Below are 19,503 nucleotides of genomic sequence, written 5' to 3' on the forward strand. Positions count from 1 at the left end.
GTTCGAGATTCGATCGGACCGGCTGGGTTTTCACCCACCATGCTCCACGGGGCATTTGCGCCCGCTTTCACCGACCGCGCCCTGCCACTGAAGGCGGCCCCCTCATCGGGGACGGACGATGACCTCACACCCTGGGACGTGGTCACGAGCCACGCCTGCAGGCGCCACACCTCGCTCCGCCAAATAGACGTCCCTAGTCGACGCCCTCAGTGAGCGAGGTGAGTCGCCGTCTAAGCGTGATTTGCGAACATAGCAAGAACAAAACGCCCGCGGAAAAATGCTCCGGAGGCGCGCGCCAAAGCGGGGTGGCCGCCCGGCAAATCCGTGTTTCAGGCGAAGCGGCCGGTCTTGAACTGTCCGGTCTTGCGGAAGCGCCAGAGGTAGGACGGCACGATGGTCGACATCGCGGTCGGCTCGATGCCGAGCCCTTCGAGCGTGCGGCCCTCGGCGATCGCCGCGGCCGATACGATGTTATCGACCTTGAGCTGCTCGACCTGGTCGGGCGTGATCAGCGGCTTGAACGGCGAAAGCTGCGCGAACATCGCTACGAATTTCGCGAGCCCGAACGGCAGCGGCACCAGGAAGCGATCCCGCTCGGCGGTGTCGAGCACGAACTGCATCAGCTCCTTGAAGGTTCTCACCTCCGGGCCGCCGGCCTCGTAGATCGTGCCCGCCTTCGCCGTGCCGTCGGCCGCGCGCGCGATGGCTTCCGCGACGTCGCCGACGAACGCCGGCTGGAATTTGGTTTCCCCGCCGCCAATGAGCGGCAGCGCCGGCAGCATCCGCGCCATGGCGCCGAACTTGTTGAAGAAGTCGTCCTCGGGACCGAACATGACCGACGGCCGCACGATCACGGCGTCCGGCTTGGCCGCCAGCACGGCCTTCTCGCCCATCGCCTTGCTGCGTGCGTAGCCCGACGGCGAATTCTCGTCGGCGCCGATCGCCGAAATCTGGATCATCCGCGCGCCGTGGGCGGAGGCCGCGAGCGCCGCCTGCTCGGCGCCGTAGCCCTGCACGGTGTCGAAGCGCTGCCGGCCGCTCTCGTGGAGGATGCCGACCAGGTTGATCACCACGTCGGCGCCGCGCACCGCCGCCTCGACCGACTCGGCGTTGCGGATGTTGGCCTGCACGGCGTGGATCTGGCCGACCCGGCCGAGCGGCTGCAGGTGGCCGGTGAGATCGGGCCGCCGCACCGCGATGCGCATGCGATACTGCCGCCGCGCCAGCGCCCGCACCACGTGGCGCCCGACGAAGCCCGAGCCGCCGAAGATCGTGATCAGCGTGTCGTTGTTGGCTTGGAAGTCCATGGATGTCTCTCGGGCGTGTTTCTCGGGGCGTGTCTTTTCGGGCTCGGTTCAGGCGGCTTCGGCCAGCGCCTTATAGCGAAATACGCCGGGTTTCCTCCACTGTACAGGGCATCTGTGGCAGGAGAATTCCGCAAATTTCCGGCCGATCCGGGCCGATGCGCCGCGCCGACCAAGCCTTGGATTGACAAGGCGAAAGCTCGCCCCTTATGTGTGCCGCCAGTGCCCAGATGGCGGAATTGGTAGACGCACCAGTTTCAGGTACTGGCGCCGCGAGGCGTGGAGGTTCGAGTCCTCTTCTGGGCACCATCCAATTGGCGACCTGAGCCAATTCAATAACTTGAGTGCCCCTGAGCGTTGCGCTTGCCCAACTGTGTTACGAGGGTGAGCAACAATGCAGTCTCGGTTGGTTCGTCCGATGAGGCGCACAGGTTCGCGCAATCGGTATTATGTTCGCCGTATTCCCTCCGATGTGTGAGCCGATGCTGTCGGCCTGAGGTGACGCCGAGGGAGCTGGATGCTTGCCGCCGAGCTTCTTTTGCTGAGGGTAACGGTCCGCAAGCGCATCAGCCGAATAGTCTCCGCGGAGCCGCCGGCAGCGAAGTTTGCCCCGCATGTCGTTCAAAACGGCTTTCACCGCAGTGTCCGGCCCGTCAGCATCCACTTCTATAATTGACTGGAGGCAGTGGAACGGGTGGCCGTCCGAGCTGAGGAGATCTTTGAACAGTTTGACCTGATATCGAGCCATCTTTGCCTCCTTCGATCCACGCCTCCGACGCCTTCCAAAAATGTTCGCCGCCGCACGCCTCACAACGCATTGGGACCTCGATGTCCGGCAAGCTGCGGAATTTCACCATTGCAGTCGTGATGCCAGTTTTCACCGGGCGCCCAGTCCTTGAACATCGCGTCCAGATGTCCGCCATGGTTTCATAATCCACGACGACCACCGCGCCGCTTTGCGCAAGGTCAACGTTCCGAAACGGCTGGCAGGCCTCCCCCGACGTGAGCTATCCTTGGCTGGGCGCGGATAGGAGCGGCCATGGATCGGTTCATCGCGCGGGAAAACATCAAGCATTTTCAGGAGGTGCTCCTGTCGGACATTCGACCGGAGGAGAGAGCGCGTATCCAGGGTCTCCTGATCGAGGAAGAGGACAAGTTCGGTAAGAATCTGGAGCTGTTAGCGCACATCGAAAGGCATATCGCGGACGGTGCGCGTAGAATCCAGCAGCAAATGGCGATTGTCAGGACGATGCGCATCAACAGCCACAGCGGTTTGGACCGCGCCCAAGCGTTCTTGGATGGCATGTTGGAGAGCCAGAACCTCCATATGGATTACCGTCACAGGGTGGTGAAGGAAATCGAACAGAGCCGGCTCTAGGTCGTATTCCACTGCCGCCAATGGGTCGGTTGTAAGGTCTAGCCACCTGTTCGTCTTGGCATCGATCCACCCGCCGGGCACGCGCCGAGACGGGAATACGAGTGTGTGCTCGCCGTCATCATTGATCACCGCAAGTTCAAGATCGCGGTCGAACGGTGCGGACGAGACGGGTTGCCACATCAGGTGGGGCCCTCGACTTTCCGATTCGAATGAGAATTGTCGCGAAATGCCGCATGCGCTCTATTTCCTCGATCTCTTGGCAAGCGTGGGCCACTGGTGAGATATGCGCAGGTACTCGTCCTTGACGCATGGCTGGGAAGCCAGTTCAGCCAAAGCCCGGCATTGTTCAGCATGGGCACGACACTTATTCGCGCGATTGACAGCATCCATCTGCAAACGATGAGGCACCTGTCGATAAGCGGATTGATTTAAGTCAAAGAGCCCCGGTTGCATGACTGGAACTATTCGAGCGTGCGGAGGCGGGCATGTAAGACATCGCTCGTCGCATGAGATGCGAGAACATCAAGCAATTGCGAGAGACAATCCCGTTAGTGGCAGACCCGAATGAAAAAAGCCGCCTCCTTGGTGATGCGGAAGGTGAGTGAGCAGTGGGTGCTCCTCAGGGGACCGATTTTCGCTATCCCGCCGCGGGCCATCTAGTGCATGGGCGGGCGCATGCCCGGCGGCGTTGATTGGATGTGCTGGAGACAATAGGAAAAGGATACTCGGATGCGAATAATTCGAGGGATGAGCTGGGCCGCGTATCAGATGCTCGCCATAGCTAGTATGATTTTTGTCAGTGGCGCTTGCGTACTTGCCGAGAATGGCGATCAAGCCAAATTGGATTATCAATCCTTCTGTGCGGCATGCCACGGCATGGAAGCAAAAGGTAATGGGCCCGTCAGCAAAGCTCTGAAGACGCCTCCTGCCGATCTGACAGTTCTCGCCAAAAACAACAACGGTGTGTTTCCTTTTGAAAGAGTGTACCGGATGGTCGACGGTCGAAATTCTTCGATCAGCGCCCATGGCACGCGAGAGATGCCAATCTGGGGCTATCGATTTGGACCCACCCACGCGTACAGACTTAAAAATCGAGTTTTGGCGGTGATCGATTATCTTAAACGTGTTCAGGAAAAGTGATCCTCCGACGAAGCCGGTTGCCATCCGTATCGAACACGTCAAAAATAAGCGGCTTGGTTGAGTTTGTTTGAGACCGTTGACGGAGCTGCATCGGAGATGAACCATTGGGTTCGCGGCCTCATCCGATCATCCTTTTTTACAACAAGTTCTTCGGCGAAGCGCCGGACGTGTCGCGTCTGGAGCCGGAGGATCGTGCAGCTTTTACCTGGGATCCTTCGTTGTTCCCCGAGGCTGACGCTGTCGTTTTTCACGTTCCAAACCTGGTCTACGACCATCCCAATCTCGAGGGCTTCGCTAACTTGAATAAGCTGCCAGGGCAGCTATGGGTCGCATGGTCGGCGGAAAGTGCGGACAATGTTCCAGTCTTGAAAAATCCGGCATTCCTGGAGCTGTTCGATCTCGTCATCAGCTACTCACGCTCTGCAGACGTTTGGGCACCCTATTGTCCAAGCCGACGTAAATGGCTTGAGGCCTTGAGCCAGCCGCTGCCGGCAAAGTCGGAACAGGCGCCGGTCGTGATGTTTCAGTCGGCGCCTGCGAACAAATCAGGCCGCAACGAATATGCGGCGGCGCTGATGACAAAAATCAAGGTGGATTCCTTCGGCCGGTTTTTCAGAAACAGATTCTTGAAGGAAGCAGATCAAGGGCCGCGGACGAAGCTCGCCACGATAGCGCGCTATAAATTCTGCCTGGCGTTCGAAAATGCGCTCGAAACCGATTACGTGACCGAGAAATTCTTTGACCCGCTGCTGGCCGGCACGGTTCCTGTTTATCGGGGAGCGCCCAACATCGATCAATTTGCTCCGGGCGAAAACGCTTTCATCAACGTGAATGACTTTGAGGGTCCCGCCGAGCTTGCCCTTTATTTGCAAAAACTGGATCAGGATGATGAAGCCTATCGCCAATTTTTCCGGTGGCGCGAGCGGCCGTTTTTTCCATCGTTTGAAACGGACCTCGATGCGCTGCGCACCCATCCTTTCGCGAAACTTGCCGAGATCGTGAGGCGCCGCCGCGAAGCCGAGCCGCGTCGAACGTGAATTCGCGCGCTTTTTGCGGCTTGGATCAGATCGTTCAGCATGAGGGCCGCGATCTGCGTCCTACGCGCAAAGACATCGTCGAGTTTGCGAGCGTGTGCGCTGCGCCGCTGAGTGCGGAGGCGTCAGACGTTCGGCTGCGGCTGTGGCGCCGGAATTGTCCTCGGCGCCTGGACGTTCATGCCCATCAGGAAGCGTATCGGAGGCCAGGGCCGGATCAGCCAGTGATAGGCGGCCATTGAAACCGCCGAGGTTGCCAGCCAGATCACGATGACCTTGAGCCATACCGGGATCGCCAGCGACAGCACCGCCATGCCGATCAGCAGCAGTGGGGCATGGTGGATGATGTAGACCGGCATCGTCGCCTCGGAGAGATAGTTGAGCGCCGGAGTAGCTGTAGGCTTGTAACGAGCCGCAAGGCCGAGGCCCGCAGCAATGAAGCTCCATGCCGTCAGTCCGACGAACAGGCGCCCAATCTGGGATTCACCGCTCAGGATCAAGCCGGTGAATGCCAGCAGCCCCACGACCAGCAGGCGCCGGGCCTCGGACTGCAGCCGCGTCTCAAAGCCAGGCCAGGCCGCGATCCCCGCGCCAAAGGCAAAAAGCAGCGCGTAGTAGAAAAAATTCCAATCGGCGAGGAGGTTCGGCAGGAACGGCCAGTAGCCCTTGATGGCGACGAGGAGCGCCATCAAGGGGAGCGCCGGAAGATAGACCACGAACGCGGCCGGCACCGTGGTTCTCGGGACGCTTCGCGCAAGCCGGATCAGCAGCGGCAGCAACGCCAACGAGATCGGGAGCAGGTAGACCAGAAACCACAAGTGCGACCAGGTCATGAGTTTCGTTCGCGTCAAGCTGAGCGGCAAGAACTGGGAAAAGCTCATGTGCAGATCGCCGACCATCCGCAAACCATAAAAGCCGACGTCGCGCCCATGGCTGAGCTCGATGTATTTGATGATCGACCCGAACAGCAAAACTCCCGCGATCAGCGGGACCAGCAGGCGCGAAACCCGCTCCAGCACGTAGCGGCCGGAGCTGCGCCGGCGCAGCGACACGACCGAGGACCAGCCGGCAATCGTGAAGAACAGCGGCGTTGTGGTCACGCGGAAGAATTCAAAGGCCACCGAGGCCACCGGCCAGACTTCGGCGCTCTTGAGATGGTAGCGCGGCTCGGCCGCGAAAATGAGGAACGCATGCGCCAGGATGATGCCGATGCAGATCAGAATTCGCAGTCCGTCGATGTCCGTGCGCCGCATGGCCTTGAATACCTGTCACTCCGAGCACTTGCCGCGCCTCAGACCTAGCGCCGTGCGGCGCCGGCGCCATCCTCGAAACCAGACGAATACGGCCGCTGGGCCGAAGCAAAAGCCGTGTTGACGAAAGTGCCGATCTTTTCGATAGCCCTGCGGCTTTCGGGAAGGAAGCCGGCGAAGACGTGCCAAGCGTGCGGCATCAGGGGCCAGACCTCAAGCTCCACGTCAACTCCGGCAGCGCGCATCTTCTGGGCCATCCGCACCGAATCGTCGAGCATGATTTCGTCGCTGCCGACCTGGATGAGCGATCGCGGCAACCCGGCAGGATCGCCGTAAAGCGGCGATGCATCGGGACTGCGGGGATCGGCGCCGGCCAGATACAATCGAGCGATGTATCGGGCCTGCTCCGGCTCCAGGAGTGGATCGGACGCGGCGTTCACCCGGTTGGATTCGCCTGTCACCGCCAGGTCGGTCCACGGCGACATCATCACGGTCGCGGCCGGCAAGGCGATGCCGGCATCGCGGAGCCGGAGCAACGCCGAAACCGCGAGGCCGCCGCCGGCCGAATCCCCCATGATGATAATGCGCGAAGGGTCGGCGCCATCCGCCAACAGCCAGCGGTAGGCGGTGACGGCATCGTCCAGAGCCGCCGGAAACGGATGCTCCGGAGCCAGCCGATAGTTGACGAACAGCACTTGGGCTCGCGTGGCTCTCGCGATGCGCCAGAGCAGATTGCGATAAAGCGACGGCGAACCGAAAACATACGCGCCGCCGTGCAGATAAAGCACGTGATATCCGTCGCGCGACTCCGGCCGGACGACGCGAAGCGCGCTCACGCCGCCGGCGTCGAGCGCTGTCGCTTTGGTATTCTTCGGCGCACCGGGGAAGATCCGGGCGAGCGAATCCATCCGGTGGCGCAGCGCGCCGATGTCCGGGGCCCGACCGTCGCGGCCTTTGACGACGAAGCGCAGCACGAGCCGTAGCAGACGGCTGGCTACGCTCACGCCCGGTGTTTCGAGCGCGCTGTATACGGCGCCGCCGCCGAGGGTCGCGATGACCGCGCCGCCGACAAGCGCCAGGAATTGCCGTCGCCTCATTTCAGTTTCCAAGCTTGGGACGCGGCATCCTAAAACGTCAGATTGATGTGGTGTAAGGGGCTGGAGGGCCGCGCAGTTGGAGGGCGGGTTAGCCGAAGGCGTAACCCGCCATGTCTCTTGAGGCGAATTGGCGGATTACGCTTCGCTAATCCGCCCTACGCCGCATGGAGCGCATAAATCTTATGAAACGAAATCGCCGGGCGCGGCAGGTGCCGGCCCGGCGATGACGTCGGAGTGTGCAGTCGTTAGTGGGCGATGTCGTAGCGATCCGCGTTCATCACCTTGGCCCAGGCCGCGACGAAGTCCTTCACGAACTTCTCCTTGGAGTCGGCGCAGCCATAGACCTCCGCGAACGCGCGGAGCTGGGAGTGCGAGCCGAAGATCAGGTCGACGCGAGAGGCGGTCCACTTCACCGCTTTGGTCTTGCGATCGATGCCCTCGTACTCGTTGTTGCCCTTCGGCTTCCATTCCGTGCCCATGTCGAGCAGGTTGAGGAAGAAGTCGTTGGTCAGCTTCCCTTCCTGCTTGGTGAACACGCCGTTCTTGGAGCCCTTGGCGTTGGCGCCCAGCACGCGCAGGCCGCCGACCAGAACCGTCAGCTCCGGTCCGGTCAGACGCAGGAGCTGCGCGCGATCGATCAGGGCCTCTTCCGGCATCATGAACTGCCGCTTGGCGTGCATGTAGTTGCGGAAGCCGTCCGAGCGCGGCTCGAGCGGCGCGAACGAGTCGACGTCGGTCTGGTCCTGCGTCGCATCACCGCGGCCCGGCGAGAAGGGCACCTTCACGTCGACGCCGGCGTCCTTCGCCGCCTTCTCGACCGCGGCGTTGCCGCCGAGCACGATCAGGTCGGCGATCGAGACCTTCTTGGCCGACTCCTTCTGGATCGCTTCGAGCTTGCCGAGCACCGTCTTGAGCTGGGCGGGTTCGTTGACTTCCCAGTCCTTCTGCGGAGCCAGACGGACACGCGCGCCGTTGGCGCCGCCGCGCTTGTCGGAGCCGCGGAACGTCGAGGCCGACGCCCAGGCGGCCGAGACGAGCTGCGACACCGTGAGGCCGGAGGCGAGGATCTTCGCCTTCAGCGCGGTGGCGTCGGCATCGCTGAGCGACGCATCGCCCTTCGGGATCGGATCCTGCCAGATCAGCGTTTCCTTCGGCACTTGCGGGCCGAGGTAGCGCTGGATCGGGCCCATGTCGCGGTGCGTGAGCTTGAACCAGGCGCGGGCGAACGCGTCCGCGAACTGCTCCGGATGCTCATAGAAGCGCCGCGAGATCTTCTCGTAGGCCGGGTCGAAGCGCAGCGACAGGTCGGTCGTCAGCATGGTCGGCACGTGCTTCTTCGACTTGTCGAAGGCATCCGGGATGTCGGCCTTGCCGTTCTTCGCCTTCCACTGCTTGGCGCCGGCGGGGCTCTTCGTCAGCTCCCATTCGTTTTCGAACAGGTTCTTGAAGAAGTTGTTGCTCCACTGCGTCGGAGTCTGCACCCAGGTCACTTCGGGGCCGCCCGTGATGGCGTCGGCGCCGTGGCCCTTGCCGTACTTGCTCTTCCAGCCGAGGCCCTGGTCTTCGAGGGCGCCGGCTTCCGGCTCGGGTCCGACCAGCGACGGATCGCCCGCGCCGTGGGTCTTGCCGAACGAGTGGCCGCCCGCGATCAGCGCGACGGTTTCCTCGTCGTTCATCGCCATGCGGAAGAACGTCTCGCGGATGTCCTTCGCGGCGGCGACCGGGTCAGGATTGCCGTTCGGGCCTTCCGGGTTCACGTAAATGAGGCCCATCTGCACGGCGCCGAGCGGCTCGGAGAGCTGGCGCTCGCCGCTGTAGCGCTCGTCGCCGAGCCAGGTGCCTTCCGGACCCCAGTACAGCTCTTCCGGCTCCCACACGTCGGCGCGGCCGCCGGCGAAGCCGAATGTCTTGAAGCCCATCGACTCGAGCGCGACGTTGCCGGCCAGCACCATCAGGTCGGCCCAGGAGATTTTCCTGCCGTACTTCTGCTTGATCGGCCAAAGCAGCCGGCGCGCCTTGTCGAGGTTGGCGTTGTCGGGCCACGAGTTCAGCGGCGCGAAGCGCTGCTGGCCGGCGCCGGCGCCGCCACGGCCGTCGGTGATGCGGTAGGTCCCCGCGCTGTGCCAGGCCATGCGGATCATCAGACCGCCGTAGTGACCGAAGTCGGCCGGCCACCACTCCTGCGAGTTGGTCATCAGCGCAGTGAGGTCCTTGATCACCGCGTTGAGGTCGAGGGTCTTGAATTCTTTCGCGTAGTCGAACTCCTTGCCCATCGGATCGGACAGGGTCGAGTTCTTGTGGAGCATGTCGATGCTCAGCGAGTCCGGCCACCAATCGCGGTTGGTGTGCGCTCCGCTCGAGAACGGGCACGTGGCCCCTTTGTCGGTTTTGGCGTCCATGTAGTTCCTCCTTGGCATTTACGCGCGCTTGAGTGTCCCGGTCCGCTGCCGGGCCCAATCCCGGCCGGACCTTGGTCTTTAGAATGGATCAGGTCTAATCGTATTGTCTGACCGCGTCGATAAGCTTAGCTTATCGACATGATCACTTTGAGACAGCTGAAGTATCTGGTCGCGCTCGGCGAGCATAGGCATTTCGGGCGGGCCGCCGAAGCGAGTTCCGTGACCCAGCCGGCGCTGTCCATGCAGATCAAGGAGCTCGAGGACGAGCTCGGCGTCGATCTGGTCGAGCGGCGCCCCGGCGACATCACGCTGACCGACACCGGCTATGAGGTCGCGCGGCGGGCCGAGCGGGTGCTGGCCGCCACTCGCGATCTCACCGACTTCGCCCGCCACAGGAGCCACGTGCTGACCGGACGGCTTCGGCTCGGCGTGATCCCGTCCATGGCGCCCTATGTGCTGCCGAAAATCCTGCCGATGCTTCAGGACCGCTATCCCGATCTGCGCGTCGAACTGCGCGAGACCCTGACCCGCGTGCTGCTGGCGGAGCTCGGCCGCGGCTCGCTCGACTGCGTGCTGCTGGCGCTGCCGGTCGAGGAGCACGACATCGAAACCACGCCGCTGTTCGACGACCCGTTCCTGCTGGCGGTGCCGGCGACCGACGCGCGTCCGCAAGACACCTGTGTGGGCGTCGACGACATCGACGCGCAGCAGCTCATCCTGCTCGAAGAAGGCCACTGCCTGCGCGACCAGACGCTGGCGTTCTGTGCCAGCGCGCGGCGCGATCTGAGCCTCGGTGCGACGAGTCTCACGACCGTGATGCAGATGGTGGCGAACGGTTACGGCGTGACGCTCCTGCCGCGCGTTGCGGTCGATGTCGAATTGCGCGACGAGCGCGTCAAGCTGTTGCGCTTCGCCGAGCCTGCGCCGGGCCGCACGGTGGGCTTGGCTTGGCGGCGCACCTCGCCGCGCAAGGTGGATTTCGTGGCGCTCGGCGAACTGATCACCGAAACGCTGCGCGTGGGCGGTCCGAAAATCATCTCGTAATGAGGGCAGGGCCGGGCTTGGCCCTGCCAGATGCGGCAGCACTCAGCGTTCGGCGTTCAAATCCCGAAGCGCCGCAGGATGCCGTAGATGTTCACGCCGCCATGCCGGCGCGAGCGGACGTGCCGCACGCGCGGCCGGTCCTGATCGGTCGACGCGTCGGCGTCCTGTCCGGTGCGCTGCGGGCCGAGCGTCTCGAAGCTCGCCTTCTGCTCGTCGCTGAGCTGCGCGTAGAAGTCGTTCAGCGCGCTGTGCACGGTCTTCACCGCCTGCAGCATGGTCTCGAGCCGCGTCTCGATTGCAGCAAGGCGCGCGGGCGGCGTCAACGCGCTGTCCGGCGGACAGGCCTTGAGCATCTCGGCCGCCTTGGCGGACGCGTTCTGCAGCCCGGTGAGACTTTCGCGCTGCGCGTCGGTCAGATGCAGCGTGCGGTCGAGCTCGGCGGTCGGCCAGCTGTCGGTGCTGCCTTGCGCCGCGTTGCAGCTCCGCGCCAGCGAATTGCCGCGCCGCGCCTGGCGCTGCTCGCTGCCGAGCGCCGCGATCCGCGCCTTCTGCTCGTCGTTGAGGAGACCGTAGAGCTTGTCGAGCGGCTGCTGCACAGTCTGCACCGCGCCGATCATCGCCTGGATGCGCTGCTCCATCAGCGCGAGCCGCGTCGGGGCCGTGAGGCCGACCTGCGACGGACAGGCGTTCTTGATGTCCTGCGCGGCCTTGGCCGAGGCGCGGGCGAGCTCGTCGAGCGCGGCCTGCTGGTCCGCGTTGGGCTGGATCGCCTGCCGGAACTGATCGACCGGAAGACCCGCGATGTCGCTCGAATCGTCGCCGCACATCTGCGCGAGCTGTGACGGCTGGTTCTGCTGCGTCGCCACAGGGGGCGCGCCAGTGCCTTGCGTCGCAGGGCCTCGCGTCACGACACGCGTGCCGCCTGACGGCAGGTAGCCCGCATAGCCTGCGTAGTCGTCATAGCCGTAGGGCGAGAAGATTCCGGCGTAGATGTCGTCGTAGCCGTAATCCCAGAACGCATAGTCGTAATCGTCACCCCACCACGCATAGTCGTAGAAGTCGTAGTAGGCGAACGGCCAGAACACCGGGCCGACCCAGCCGAAGCCGCCGTGGCGATGGCGCCACCAGCCGCCGTTGCGCCCATGGTTGTGTCCCGCCAGTGCCGCGTTCGCGAGGAGGCGCGAACGGTTTTGCGGATTGTGCAGGGCTCTCCTGTTGCTCAGGCTGTTGGTGAGCGAGCGCGAGCTCAGCGCGTTGCTCACGGCGCGCGTCCTGGCCTGATTGCGGATCGTATTCTTGCCGAGCCGGTTGTTGTTCAGGCCGGCGCTGTTGGCGTTGAAGCGTCCGTTGCGGCCGGAGAGATTGTTCCGATTGTTCTGGATGGCGAAGGACCGGTTGCTGCGGCCGTTCGAGAACGAGCGCGAGACGCCGCGGTTGCCCGACCGGATGGCCTGACGCGAGAAATTTTGTCGCGAGAAGTTTTGCCGCGAGATGCCACGGTTGCTGAAGCTGCGGCCGCTGAACCGCGGGCCACTGCTGAAGCGCGGAGCGCTGCTGAACCGGGGTCCGCTGCTGAAGTGCGGCGCGGCTCGGAAGCCGCCGCCGCTGAAGCGTGCGCCACCGCCTCCAAAGCGTGCACCGCCACCGCCACCGAAATGCGCGCCACCGCCACCGCCGTGTCCGCCACCACCACCGCTAGCGTGCCCTCCGCCACCACCACCGCCGCGGCCTCCGCCACCCCTTCCCGCGGCGTCAGCCGGCAACGCCAGCACGGACGCGAGGGCAACAAGCGCGATACTCAAGGTGAGCTTTGACATGGCATCCTCCGCCACTCGATCTGTTCGCGGGTGCAGCAAATTTCATGGAACAAGCAGCATTTAATAATCTGGTGCTGATAACGTTTTTTTCAAATTACAAATGCAGCAGGTAGATGAATGAGCAGTCAGGCTGCGGTGCCGGACACGTGTCATGGCGCGGAAGCGCGAGCCGAATTCGCAGCACGGATCATTTGTGGATCGACAAATCCGTGATCGAAGGCGTCGTGCCGCTCAGCGGATTGGTCTCGTCCCACGCATAGCTCAGCGTCTCGAACCGCATCGCGCGCGCATCGACCATCAGCAGGCGTCCAACCAGGCCCTCGCCAAAACCCACGAGCTCGCGGATGAGTTCCAGCGCCATCATCGAGCCAAGCACGCCGGCGAGCGCGCCGAGCACGCCGGCCTCGGAGCAGGCCGGTACGGTGCCGGGCGGCGGCGGCTCGGGAAACAGACAGCGATAGGTCGGATTGGGCTTGCCGTCCTTGCCGCGCTCGTGCGCGCGCACGGTGGTCAGCGTGCCGTCGAAGGTGCCGATTGCGGCGGTGACCAGAGGCTTCTTGGCGAAGAAGCACGCATCGGCGACGAGATAACGCGTCGCGAAATTGTCCGAGCCGTCGGCGACGATGTCGTAGCCTTCGAGGATCGACACCGCGTTGGCGGCGTCGAGCCGCGTCGCGTGCGTGATCACCTTCACATGCGGATTGAGCTTGCCGATCGCCTCCGCGGCGCTTTCGATTTTCGGGCGGCCGACGTCGTGCGTCGTATGGATCACCTGGCGCTGCAGATTCGACAGCGACACGGTGTCGTCGTCGATCACGCCGAGCGTGCCGACGCCGGCGGCTGCGAGATAGAGCAGCACCGGCGCCCCAAGCCCGCCCGCGCCGATCACAAGCACGCGAGCGCGGCCGAGCGCCTGCTGGCCCGGTCCGCCAACCTCGCGCAGGACAATGTGCCGCGCATAACGTTCGAGCTCTTCCGGCGAAAGCATCAGGTTCCCTCGAAGGCCATCATTGGCGCATTGAGCTGGTTTCGGCTAGGGTTTGCGAGTCTGAAGTTGAGCTGGGTGATCATGCGAATCTTGCGCGCGGTTTCGTTTGCGATCTTGGTCATTGCGTTGGCGAGCCCAGAAGTCTTTGCCCAAGGCGACGTCCACGAAAGCTACGGCCCGATCACGCCTGCAAAGCCCGTTTCCGCCAAGCCCGCTCCGAAGACCAAGGCCGCCGCAAAACCCGATGCACCTGCCGCGCCGGCACCAGCGAAAGCTGCCGCCGTGCAGAAGCCCGCCAAGGAAGCCTCGGCTCCGGCGCAGCCGGCCCCGGAAATAACCACGGACGGCAGAGCCGCCAAGGGCAGGCAGACCGGCAAAAGTGCCCGCAAGGCGAAGGCTGAGCCGAAGCCCAAGACAGCGCCCAAGACGGCAGCGTCCAAGACTGCAGCGCCCAAGAGCGCGACGCCCAAGACCGGAGCGCCCAAGGCTGCGGCCGCGAAGGAGACCGCTCCGAGCCCGACGAACGCTGCGACGTCGCCGGCTCTGCGCGACGCCTATACGGCGATGACGCCGAGCGAACGGATCGCGATCCAGTCCGATCTCATCTGGGCCGGCGATTATCGCGGCCTCGCCGACGGCGAGTTCAGCGACAAACTGGTCAACGCGGTCAGGGATTATCAGAAGCGCAACAAGCTGAAGGTCACCGGGCTGCTCGCGCCCGAAGAGCGCGCGTCGCTTGCGGCTTCCGTCGCATCACTCCGGGACGCGTCGGGCTGGCGCGTGGTCGACGATCCGGTGACCGGTGCGCGGCTCGGTATTCCGTCGAAGTTTGCAACGAAGACGACGCCGGGCTCGAGCGGTACGCGCTGGAGCTCGGAGCAGGGTCAGTTGCAGATCGAGACCTGGCGCGTCGACACCGGCGCGACGATCGCGGCGGTGTTCGATCAGCAAAGGAAAATGCCGCGCCGGCGGCTGTCCGGCAGCAGTCTCCTGAGCGACTCCTTCACCATCATCGGCATGCAGGGCCTGAAGAAAATGCGCGTCGTGGGTTTTGCCCGCGACGGCGAGGTGCGGGGGCTCACGATCCTCTACGACCAGGCGATCGAAGGCGATATCGATCCGCTGGTGCTGCCGGTCGCCGGCAGCTATCTGCCGTTTGCACAAGGTTTGTCGCTCACCGGCGGCGCGGGCGCGTCACGTCGCAAGGTCGACTACGGCACCGGCGTGTTCGTTTCCGCCGCGGGCGACGTGCTGACCGACAGCCGTGTCGTCGAGGGCTGCTCGAGCGTCACGCTGCCGGGCCTGGGTTACGCCGAGCGCGTTGCTGACGACCGCGCGACGGGCCTCACACTGCTGCGGATCAATGGCGTGTCGGATGTCGGCGTCGCGCCGCTTGCGGCCGACGATGAGGATGCGAGCAACGTGACGCTGGTCGGCGTCGCCGATCCGACGGCGCAGGCCGGCGGCAGTGCGGTTTCGACTGCGAAGGCGCAAGTCAGCAGCACGAAGGCGCTCGATGCCACGCCTGCGCTGGGTTTCGCAGGCGCCGGCGCATTCAACGCTTCGGGAAAACTCGCGGGGGTGGTGCAGCTCAGCCCGGTGCAGACCAGCAGCACGGCAGCCTCGGCGTCGCAAGCGTCGATGGTGCCAGTCGGTGCGATCCGCAGCTTCCTACGACAGAACAACGTTGCAACGAGTGACGCGGCGCTCGCCTACGCGGCGTCGGCCGTCACCCGTGTGATCTGCATCCGGAAATAGCGCCGCTATTTGTTCTTGAACTTCGCCGGGCGCTTCCCGATGAAGGCCGCCATGCCTTCCTTCTGATCTTCCGTGGCAAACAGCGCGTGAAACACGCGGCGCTCGAAGCGCACGCCCTCGGCCAGCGTCGTCTCGAAGGCACGATTGACGCTTTCCTTCGCGGCATAAACCGACGGCAGGCCCATGCCGGCGATGGTCTCGGCCACTTTAATAGCCTCGTCCATCAGGCTCGCGGCCGGCACCACGCGCGCGACGAGGCCTGAGCGTTCCGCCTCCTGCGCGTCCATCATCCGGCCGCTGAGGATGAGATCCATCGCCTTGGCCTTGCCGACCGCGCGGGTGAGCCGCTGTGTGCCGCCATAGCCCGGAATGACGCCGAGCTTGATCTCGGGCTGGCCGAATTTCGCCGTATCGGCGGCGATGATGATGTCGGCCTGCATCGCGAACTCGCAGCCGCCGCCGAGCGCAAAGCCCGCGACGGCCGCAACCACCGGCTTGCGGCAGCGCGCGATGCGATCCTTGTCGCCGCCGAAATCCTCCATGTTCACGTCCTGGTAGGTCTTGTCCGCCATCTCCTTGATGTCGGCGCCGGCGGCGAACGCCTTGTCCGATCCGGTTATGAGCAGACATCCAATGTTGGTGTCGGCTTCCAGCACATCGATTGCCGCGATCAACTCGCCGACCAGCGCGGCGTTGAGTGCGTTGAGCGCGTTCGGCCGGTTGAAGCGGATGACGCCGACGCGGCCTTTGGTCTCGACGATGATGTTCTGGTAGCTCATGCGGCGTTCCTTCGTGAATGACTCGCGCTACTTCTGGCAGACCGGACAGAAAAACGTCGAGCGGCCGTTCTGCGTGATGCGCTTGATGGTGCCCGGACAGCCGCGCGTCGGGCATGGCTTGCCCTCGCGGTCATACACCCGGAAGCGATGCTGGAACATGCCGAGGTCGCCGTTGGTCTTCTGATGATCGCGCAGCGACGATCCGCCGGCTTCGATGGCGTCCTGCAGCACCGTCTTGATCGAATCCGCAAGCTTCATGGCGCGATCGTTCGGCGCGCCCTTGCGATCGGCGATGGTCGAGGCTTTGCGCTTGGGTGAAAGCAGCGAGCGGTTGAGCGCCTCGCAGACATAGATGTTGCCGAGCCCCGCGACATTGCGTTGGTCGAGCAGTGCGGCCTTGAGACTCGTGTTCTTGCCTTGGAAAGCTTCCGCAAGCATCGCGGCATCAAACGCATTGCCGAGCGGTTCGGGTCCGAGCGCCTTCAGCAGGGGCTCATCGTCGAGCTCGGTGCGCTTCACGAGCTTCATCGAACCGAAGCGGCGCGGATCGTTGAAGCGGATGGTCGCACCCGACGACATCCGGAACACGACGTGGTCGTGCGCCGTGTTCTTGCTGCGGTCGTGATAATAGGCGCCAGGCGTTTTTCCGCCCTCGTCATGCTCCACCCGGAACGAACCCGACATGCCGAGATGCATCACGAGCACCTCGCCCGAGGACACGTCGGCCAGGAGATATTTCGCGCGGCGGCCGAGCCCGGTCACGGTGTGGCCTTTGAGCCGGGCGGCGAAGTCCTTGGGCAGCGGCCAGCGCAGATCGCCGCGATGGGCGATCACGTCGACGAACTTGGCGCCCTCCATCACGGGCGCAAGCCCGCGGCGCACGGTCTCGACTTCGGGGAGCTCGGGCATAATTAAGCTAGATGTCAGCGGCGTGTACTGGGCAACGGCCTGATAGATAGCCTCATCGCCCGTGCCGCGCTATGGTCCTGTCCACAAAGGACGATTTCCGATGGCTGCCTCCGAGACCGATTTTGGCTACCGCCGCGTGCCGCTTGCCGACAAGCAGGGTCTGGTCGACGACGTCTTCCATTCGGTAGCGCGCCGCTATGACCTGATGAACGACCTGATGTCCGGCGGCCTGCACCGCGCCTGGAAAGAGGCGCTGGTCACGGCGGTCAATCCGCCCAAGGGCCGGGCGCCGTTTGCGCTGCTCGATCTGGCCGGCGGCACCGGTGACGTGGCGTTCCGCGTCCTCGACCGCGGCGGCCGGGGCGTCCGCGTGACGGTTGCCGATATCAACGCCGAGATGCTGGCGGTCGGCCGCGAGCGTGCTGAGAAGGCCGGGCGCGACGTCAAGTTCATCGACGCCAACGCAGAGACCTTGCCGTTTCCCGACAAGAGCTTCGACGCCGTCACCATCGCGTTCGGCATCCGCAACGTGCCGCGCATCGATGTGGCGCTCGGCGAGATCCATCGGGTGCTGAAGCTCGGCGGACACTTCCTGTGTCTCGAGTTCTCGTCGGTCGATGTGCCGGGCCTCGACCGGCTCTACGACCTCTATTCGTTCAACGTCATTCCGGCGATCGGCCGCGCCGTGACCGGCGATGGCGAGGCGTATCGCTATCTCGTGGAATCGATCCGCAAGTTTCCGAAGCCGGCGAAATTCGCCGACATGATCCGCGGCGCGGGGCTGGGCCGTGTCTCGTTCGAACGCCTCACCGGCGGCGTGGTGGCTTTGCATTCCGGCTGGCGGTTGTGAGCGCTGTGAATTTGAGACTTTGCTCGGTGGTTGCCCCAACGTCCCCTCTCCCGCTTGCGGGGGAGGGACAGGGAGGGGCGAGCCGCAACTGCTGCGCTCGCATTCGGCCCCCTCCCCAACCCTCCCCCGCAAGCGGGAGAGGGCGCAAACCACCCGTGTCGCCAGATTTTCTGAGCTAGCGGAATTGCCCGCGTGATCTCCGCCATCTCTCACCTCATTCGTCTGGGTCGTGCGGGCGTCGTGTTCGCGCGCGAGGGCGTGCTGGCGCTGCCGTATCAGGTGCCGCTGCCATGGTCGGCGCAGGTGGCGGTGAAATTCGCGCGGCTGATCGAGCGCCCGACCGGTTCGAGCGCCGAGCACCGGCTTTCCACCGCGCTGACGCGGCTTGGCCCGGCTTACGTCAAGCTCGGTCAGTTCTTCGCGACGCGGCCCGATGTCGTCGGCATGGCGCTCGCGCGCGACCTGGAATCGCTGCAGGATCGGATGGCGCCGGTCCCGCAGGCCCAGGCCGAGGCGGTGGTGACGGCGGCGCTCGGCAAGCCGCTGAACCAGGCCTATGTGTCGTTCGGGCCGGCTGTTGCGGCGGCCTCGATCGCGCAGGTGCATCGCGCCGAGGTGGTGACGCCCGACGGCGTGAAGCCTGCGGCCGTCAAGGTGCTGCGTCAGGATGTCGAGCGGCGCTTCCGCGTCGATCTCGAAGCCTTCAGCTTTGTCGCCGAAACCGCCGAGCGTTTCTCGGCCGAGGCACGGCGGCTGCGGTTGATCGAGACGGTCGAAACCATGCGCCGCTCGGTGGCGATGGAAATGGATTTGCGGCTGGAGGCCGCCGCGCTCTCGGAGATGGCCGAGAACACCAAGAACGATCCGGACTTCCGCGTCCCGACGGTCGACTGGGACCGCACCGCCAAAGACGTGCTGACGATGGAGTGGATAGCAGGCACGCCGCTCAACGACCGGGCGCGGCTCGAAGCGCAGGGCCTCGATCTGCCCAAGCTTGCCGCCTCGGTGATCCAATCGTTCCTGCGTCACGCGCTGCGCGACGGCTTTTTCCACGCTGACATGCACCCCGGCAATCTGTTCGTGGATGCCGAAGGCAATCTGATCGCGGTGGACTTCGGCATCATGGGCCGGCTCGGGCCCAAGGAACGGCGCTTTCTGGCCGAAATCCTCTACGGCTTCATCACCCGGAACTATCGCCGCACGGCCGAGGTGCATTTCGAGGCCGGTTATGTCCCGGCGAAGCATTCGATCGACGATTTCGCCCAGGCCATCCGCGCGATCGGCGAGCCGATCCACAAGCGCACCGCCGAAGACATCTCGATGGCGAAGCTTCTGACGCTGCTGTTCGAGGTGACCGGCCTGTTCGACATGCGCACGCGGCCGGAGCTGTTGCTGCTGCAGAAGACCATGGTGGTGGTCGAAGGCGTGGCGCGCGGGCTCGATCCGAAGCTCGACATGTGGACCGTGGCTGAGCCCGTGGTGCGCGAATGGATCGAGCGTCATCTCGGTCCGACCGGCCGGATCGAAGATGCGGCCAAGGGCACGCTCGGCTTTCTGGCCGCGGTGCCCTCGCTGCTCACGCGCAGCGCCGCGCTGGTCGAGCATCTCGACGAGATCACCCGCGATGGCCTCGTGCTGGCGCCGGAGATTGTCGAGGCGATGGGCAAAGCCAACACGCGGATCCATCGCTGGACGGCCACGGCGCTCTGGGCAATCGTCGCGCTGCTGGTCTGGATCGTTTGGCGGGTCGTTTGAT

The 19,503-nt window shown here is 64.3% G+C and carries 15 protein-coding genes and 1 tRNA gene; 8 read left to right on the top strand and 8 right to left on the bottom strand.

Annotation, left to right across the window (positions count from 1 at the left end; genetic code table 11):
- Positions 1-329: 329 nt before the first annotated feature.
- Positions 330-1,307 carry a complex I NDUFA9 subunit family protein gene (locus RHPLAN_RS01700; protein WP_068013291.1) on the bottom strand — a complete coding sequence of 326 codons (978 nt, stop codon included), beginning with the start codon at positions 1,305-1,307 and terminating at the stop codon, positions 330-332.
- Positions 1,308-1,528: 221 nt separating this feature from the next.
- Here RHPLAN_RS01700 and RHPLAN_RS01705 point away from each other — a divergent pair.
- The 4 genes from RHPLAN_RS01705 to RHPLAN_RS01715 all read left to right on the top strand — a co-directional run bounded on the left by RHPLAN_RS01705 (position 1,529) and on the right by RHPLAN_RS01715 (position 4,859).
- Positions 1,529-1,613, top strand: a tRNA-Leu gene (locus RHPLAN_RS01705).
- Positions 1,614-2,343: 730 nt separating this feature from the next.
- On the top strand, positions 2,344-2,682 hold the full coding sequence (locus RHPLAN_RS01710) for a hypothetical protein (protein ID WP_068013293.1): 339 nt from the start codon (positions 2,344-2,346) through the stop codon (positions 2,680-2,682).
- Between the two features lie 747 nt (positions 2,683-3,429).
- Positions 3,430-3,822, top strand: a complete 393-nt coding sequence (locus RHPLAN_RS38075; protein WP_084244145.1) for a c-type cytochrome — start codon at positions 3,430-3,432, stop codon at positions 3,820-3,822.
- A 104-nt stretch (positions 3,823-3,926) separates the two neighbouring features.
- Positions 3,927-4,859 (top strand): glycosyltransferase family 10 fucosyltransferase, encoded by a 933-nt coding sequence (locus RHPLAN_RS01715; RefSeq protein WP_068013294.1) that lies wholly within the window; start codon positions 3,927-3,929, stop codon positions 4,857-4,859.
- A 122-nt stretch (positions 4,860-4,981) separates the two neighbouring features.
- Here the strand turns inward: RHPLAN_RS01715 and RHPLAN_RS01720 are convergent, their stop codons facing one another.
- The 3 genes from RHPLAN_RS01720 to katG form a co-directional block, all read right to left on the bottom strand.
- Complete coding sequence (locus RHPLAN_RS01720; RefSeq protein ID WP_068013296.1) at positions 4,982-6,109, bottom strand: acyltransferase family protein; 1,128 nt, start codon at positions 6,107-6,109, stop codon at positions 4,982-4,984.
- Positions 6,110-6,153: 44 nt separating this feature from the next.
- Positions 6,154-7,203, bottom strand: a complete 1,050-nt coding sequence (locus tag RHPLAN_RS01725; protein ID WP_068013297.1) for an alpha/beta hydrolase — start codon at positions 7,201-7,203, stop codon at positions 6,154-6,156.
- Between the two features lie 245 nt (positions 7,204-7,448).
- Positions 7,449-9,602, bottom strand: coding sequence for a catalase/peroxidase HPI (gene katG, locus RHPLAN_RS01730; RefSeq protein WP_068013299.1), 2,154 nt, complete (start codon positions 9,600-9,602; stop codon positions 7,449-7,451).
- A 138-nt stretch (positions 9,603-9,740) separates the two neighbouring features.
- Between katG and RHPLAN_RS01735 the strand changes: the two genes are divergently transcribed.
- Positions 9,741-10,646, top strand: coding sequence for a LysR substrate-binding domain-containing protein (locus RHPLAN_RS01735; protein WP_068013301.1), 906 nt, complete (start codon positions 9,741-9,743; stop codon positions 10,644-10,646).
- Positions 10,647-10,702: 56 nt separating this feature from the next.
- Here RHPLAN_RS01735 and RHPLAN_RS01740 read toward each other — a convergent pair whose 3' ends face one another.
- Positions 10,703-12,463: a Spy/CpxP family protein refolding chaperone gene (locus tag RHPLAN_RS01740; protein ID WP_084246388.1), complete on the bottom strand. Its 1,761-nt coding sequence runs from the start codon at positions 12,461-12,463 to the stop codon at positions 10,703-10,705.
- Between the two features lie 187 nt (positions 12,464-12,650).
- Positions 12,651-13,451 carry a HesA/MoeB/ThiF family protein gene (locus RHPLAN_RS01745; protein WP_068013304.1) on the bottom strand — a complete coding sequence of 267 codons (801 nt, stop codon included), beginning with the start codon at positions 13,449-13,451 and terminating at the stop codon, positions 12,651-12,653.
- 81 nt (positions 13,452-13,532) lie between these two features.
- Between RHPLAN_RS01745 and RHPLAN_RS01750 the strand changes: the two genes are divergently transcribed.
- Entirely contained in the window at positions 13,533-15,209 is a 1,677-nt protein-coding gene (locus tag RHPLAN_RS01750) for a serine protease (RefSeq protein WP_084244147.1), read from the top strand.
- A 5-nt stretch (positions 15,210-15,214) separates the two neighbouring features.
- On the opposite strand, the gene RHPLAN_RS01755 is transcribed toward RHPLAN_RS01750, so the two are convergent.
- Together RHPLAN_RS01755 and mutM are read right to left on the bottom strand one after the other, a co-directional pair.
- Positions 15,215-15,988 (bottom strand): enoyl-CoA hydratase, encoded by a 774-nt coding sequence (locus RHPLAN_RS01755; RefSeq protein WP_068013308.1) that lies wholly within the window; start codon positions 15,986-15,988, stop codon positions 15,215-15,217.
- Between the two features lie 27 nt (positions 15,989-16,015).
- On the bottom strand, positions 16,016-16,897 hold the full coding sequence (mutM, locus tag RHPLAN_RS01760) for a bifunctional DNA-formamidopyrimidine glycosylase/DNA-(apurinic or apyrimidinic site) lyase (RefSeq protein ID WP_068013310.1): 882 nt from the start codon (positions 16,895-16,897) through the stop codon (positions 16,016-16,018).
- Positions 16,898-16,997: 100 nt separating this feature from the next.
- On the opposite strand from mutM, the gene ubiE reads away from it, so the two are divergent.
- On the top strand, positions 16,998-17,747 hold the full coding sequence (ubiE, locus tag RHPLAN_RS01765; protein WP_068013312.1) for a bifunctional demethylmenaquinone methyltransferase/2-methoxy-6-polyprenyl-1,4-benzoquinol methylase UbiE: 750 nt from the start codon (positions 16,998-17,000) through the stop codon (positions 17,745-17,747).
- A 192-nt stretch (positions 17,748-17,939) separates the two neighbouring features.
- Positions 17,940-19,502 carry a 2-polyprenylphenol 6-hydroxylase gene (gene ubiB / locus RHPLAN_RS01770; protein WP_068013314.1) on the top strand — a complete coding sequence of 521 codons (1,563 nt, stop codon included), beginning with the start codon at positions 17,940-17,942 and terminating at the stop codon, positions 19,500-19,502.
- Position 19,503: the final 1 nt, after the last annotated feature.

This window comes from Rhodoplanes sp. Z2-YC6860 (assembly GCF_001579845.1).
Lineage (GTDB): Bacteria > Pseudomonadota > Alphaproteobacteria > Rhizobiales > Xanthobacteraceae > Z2-YC6860.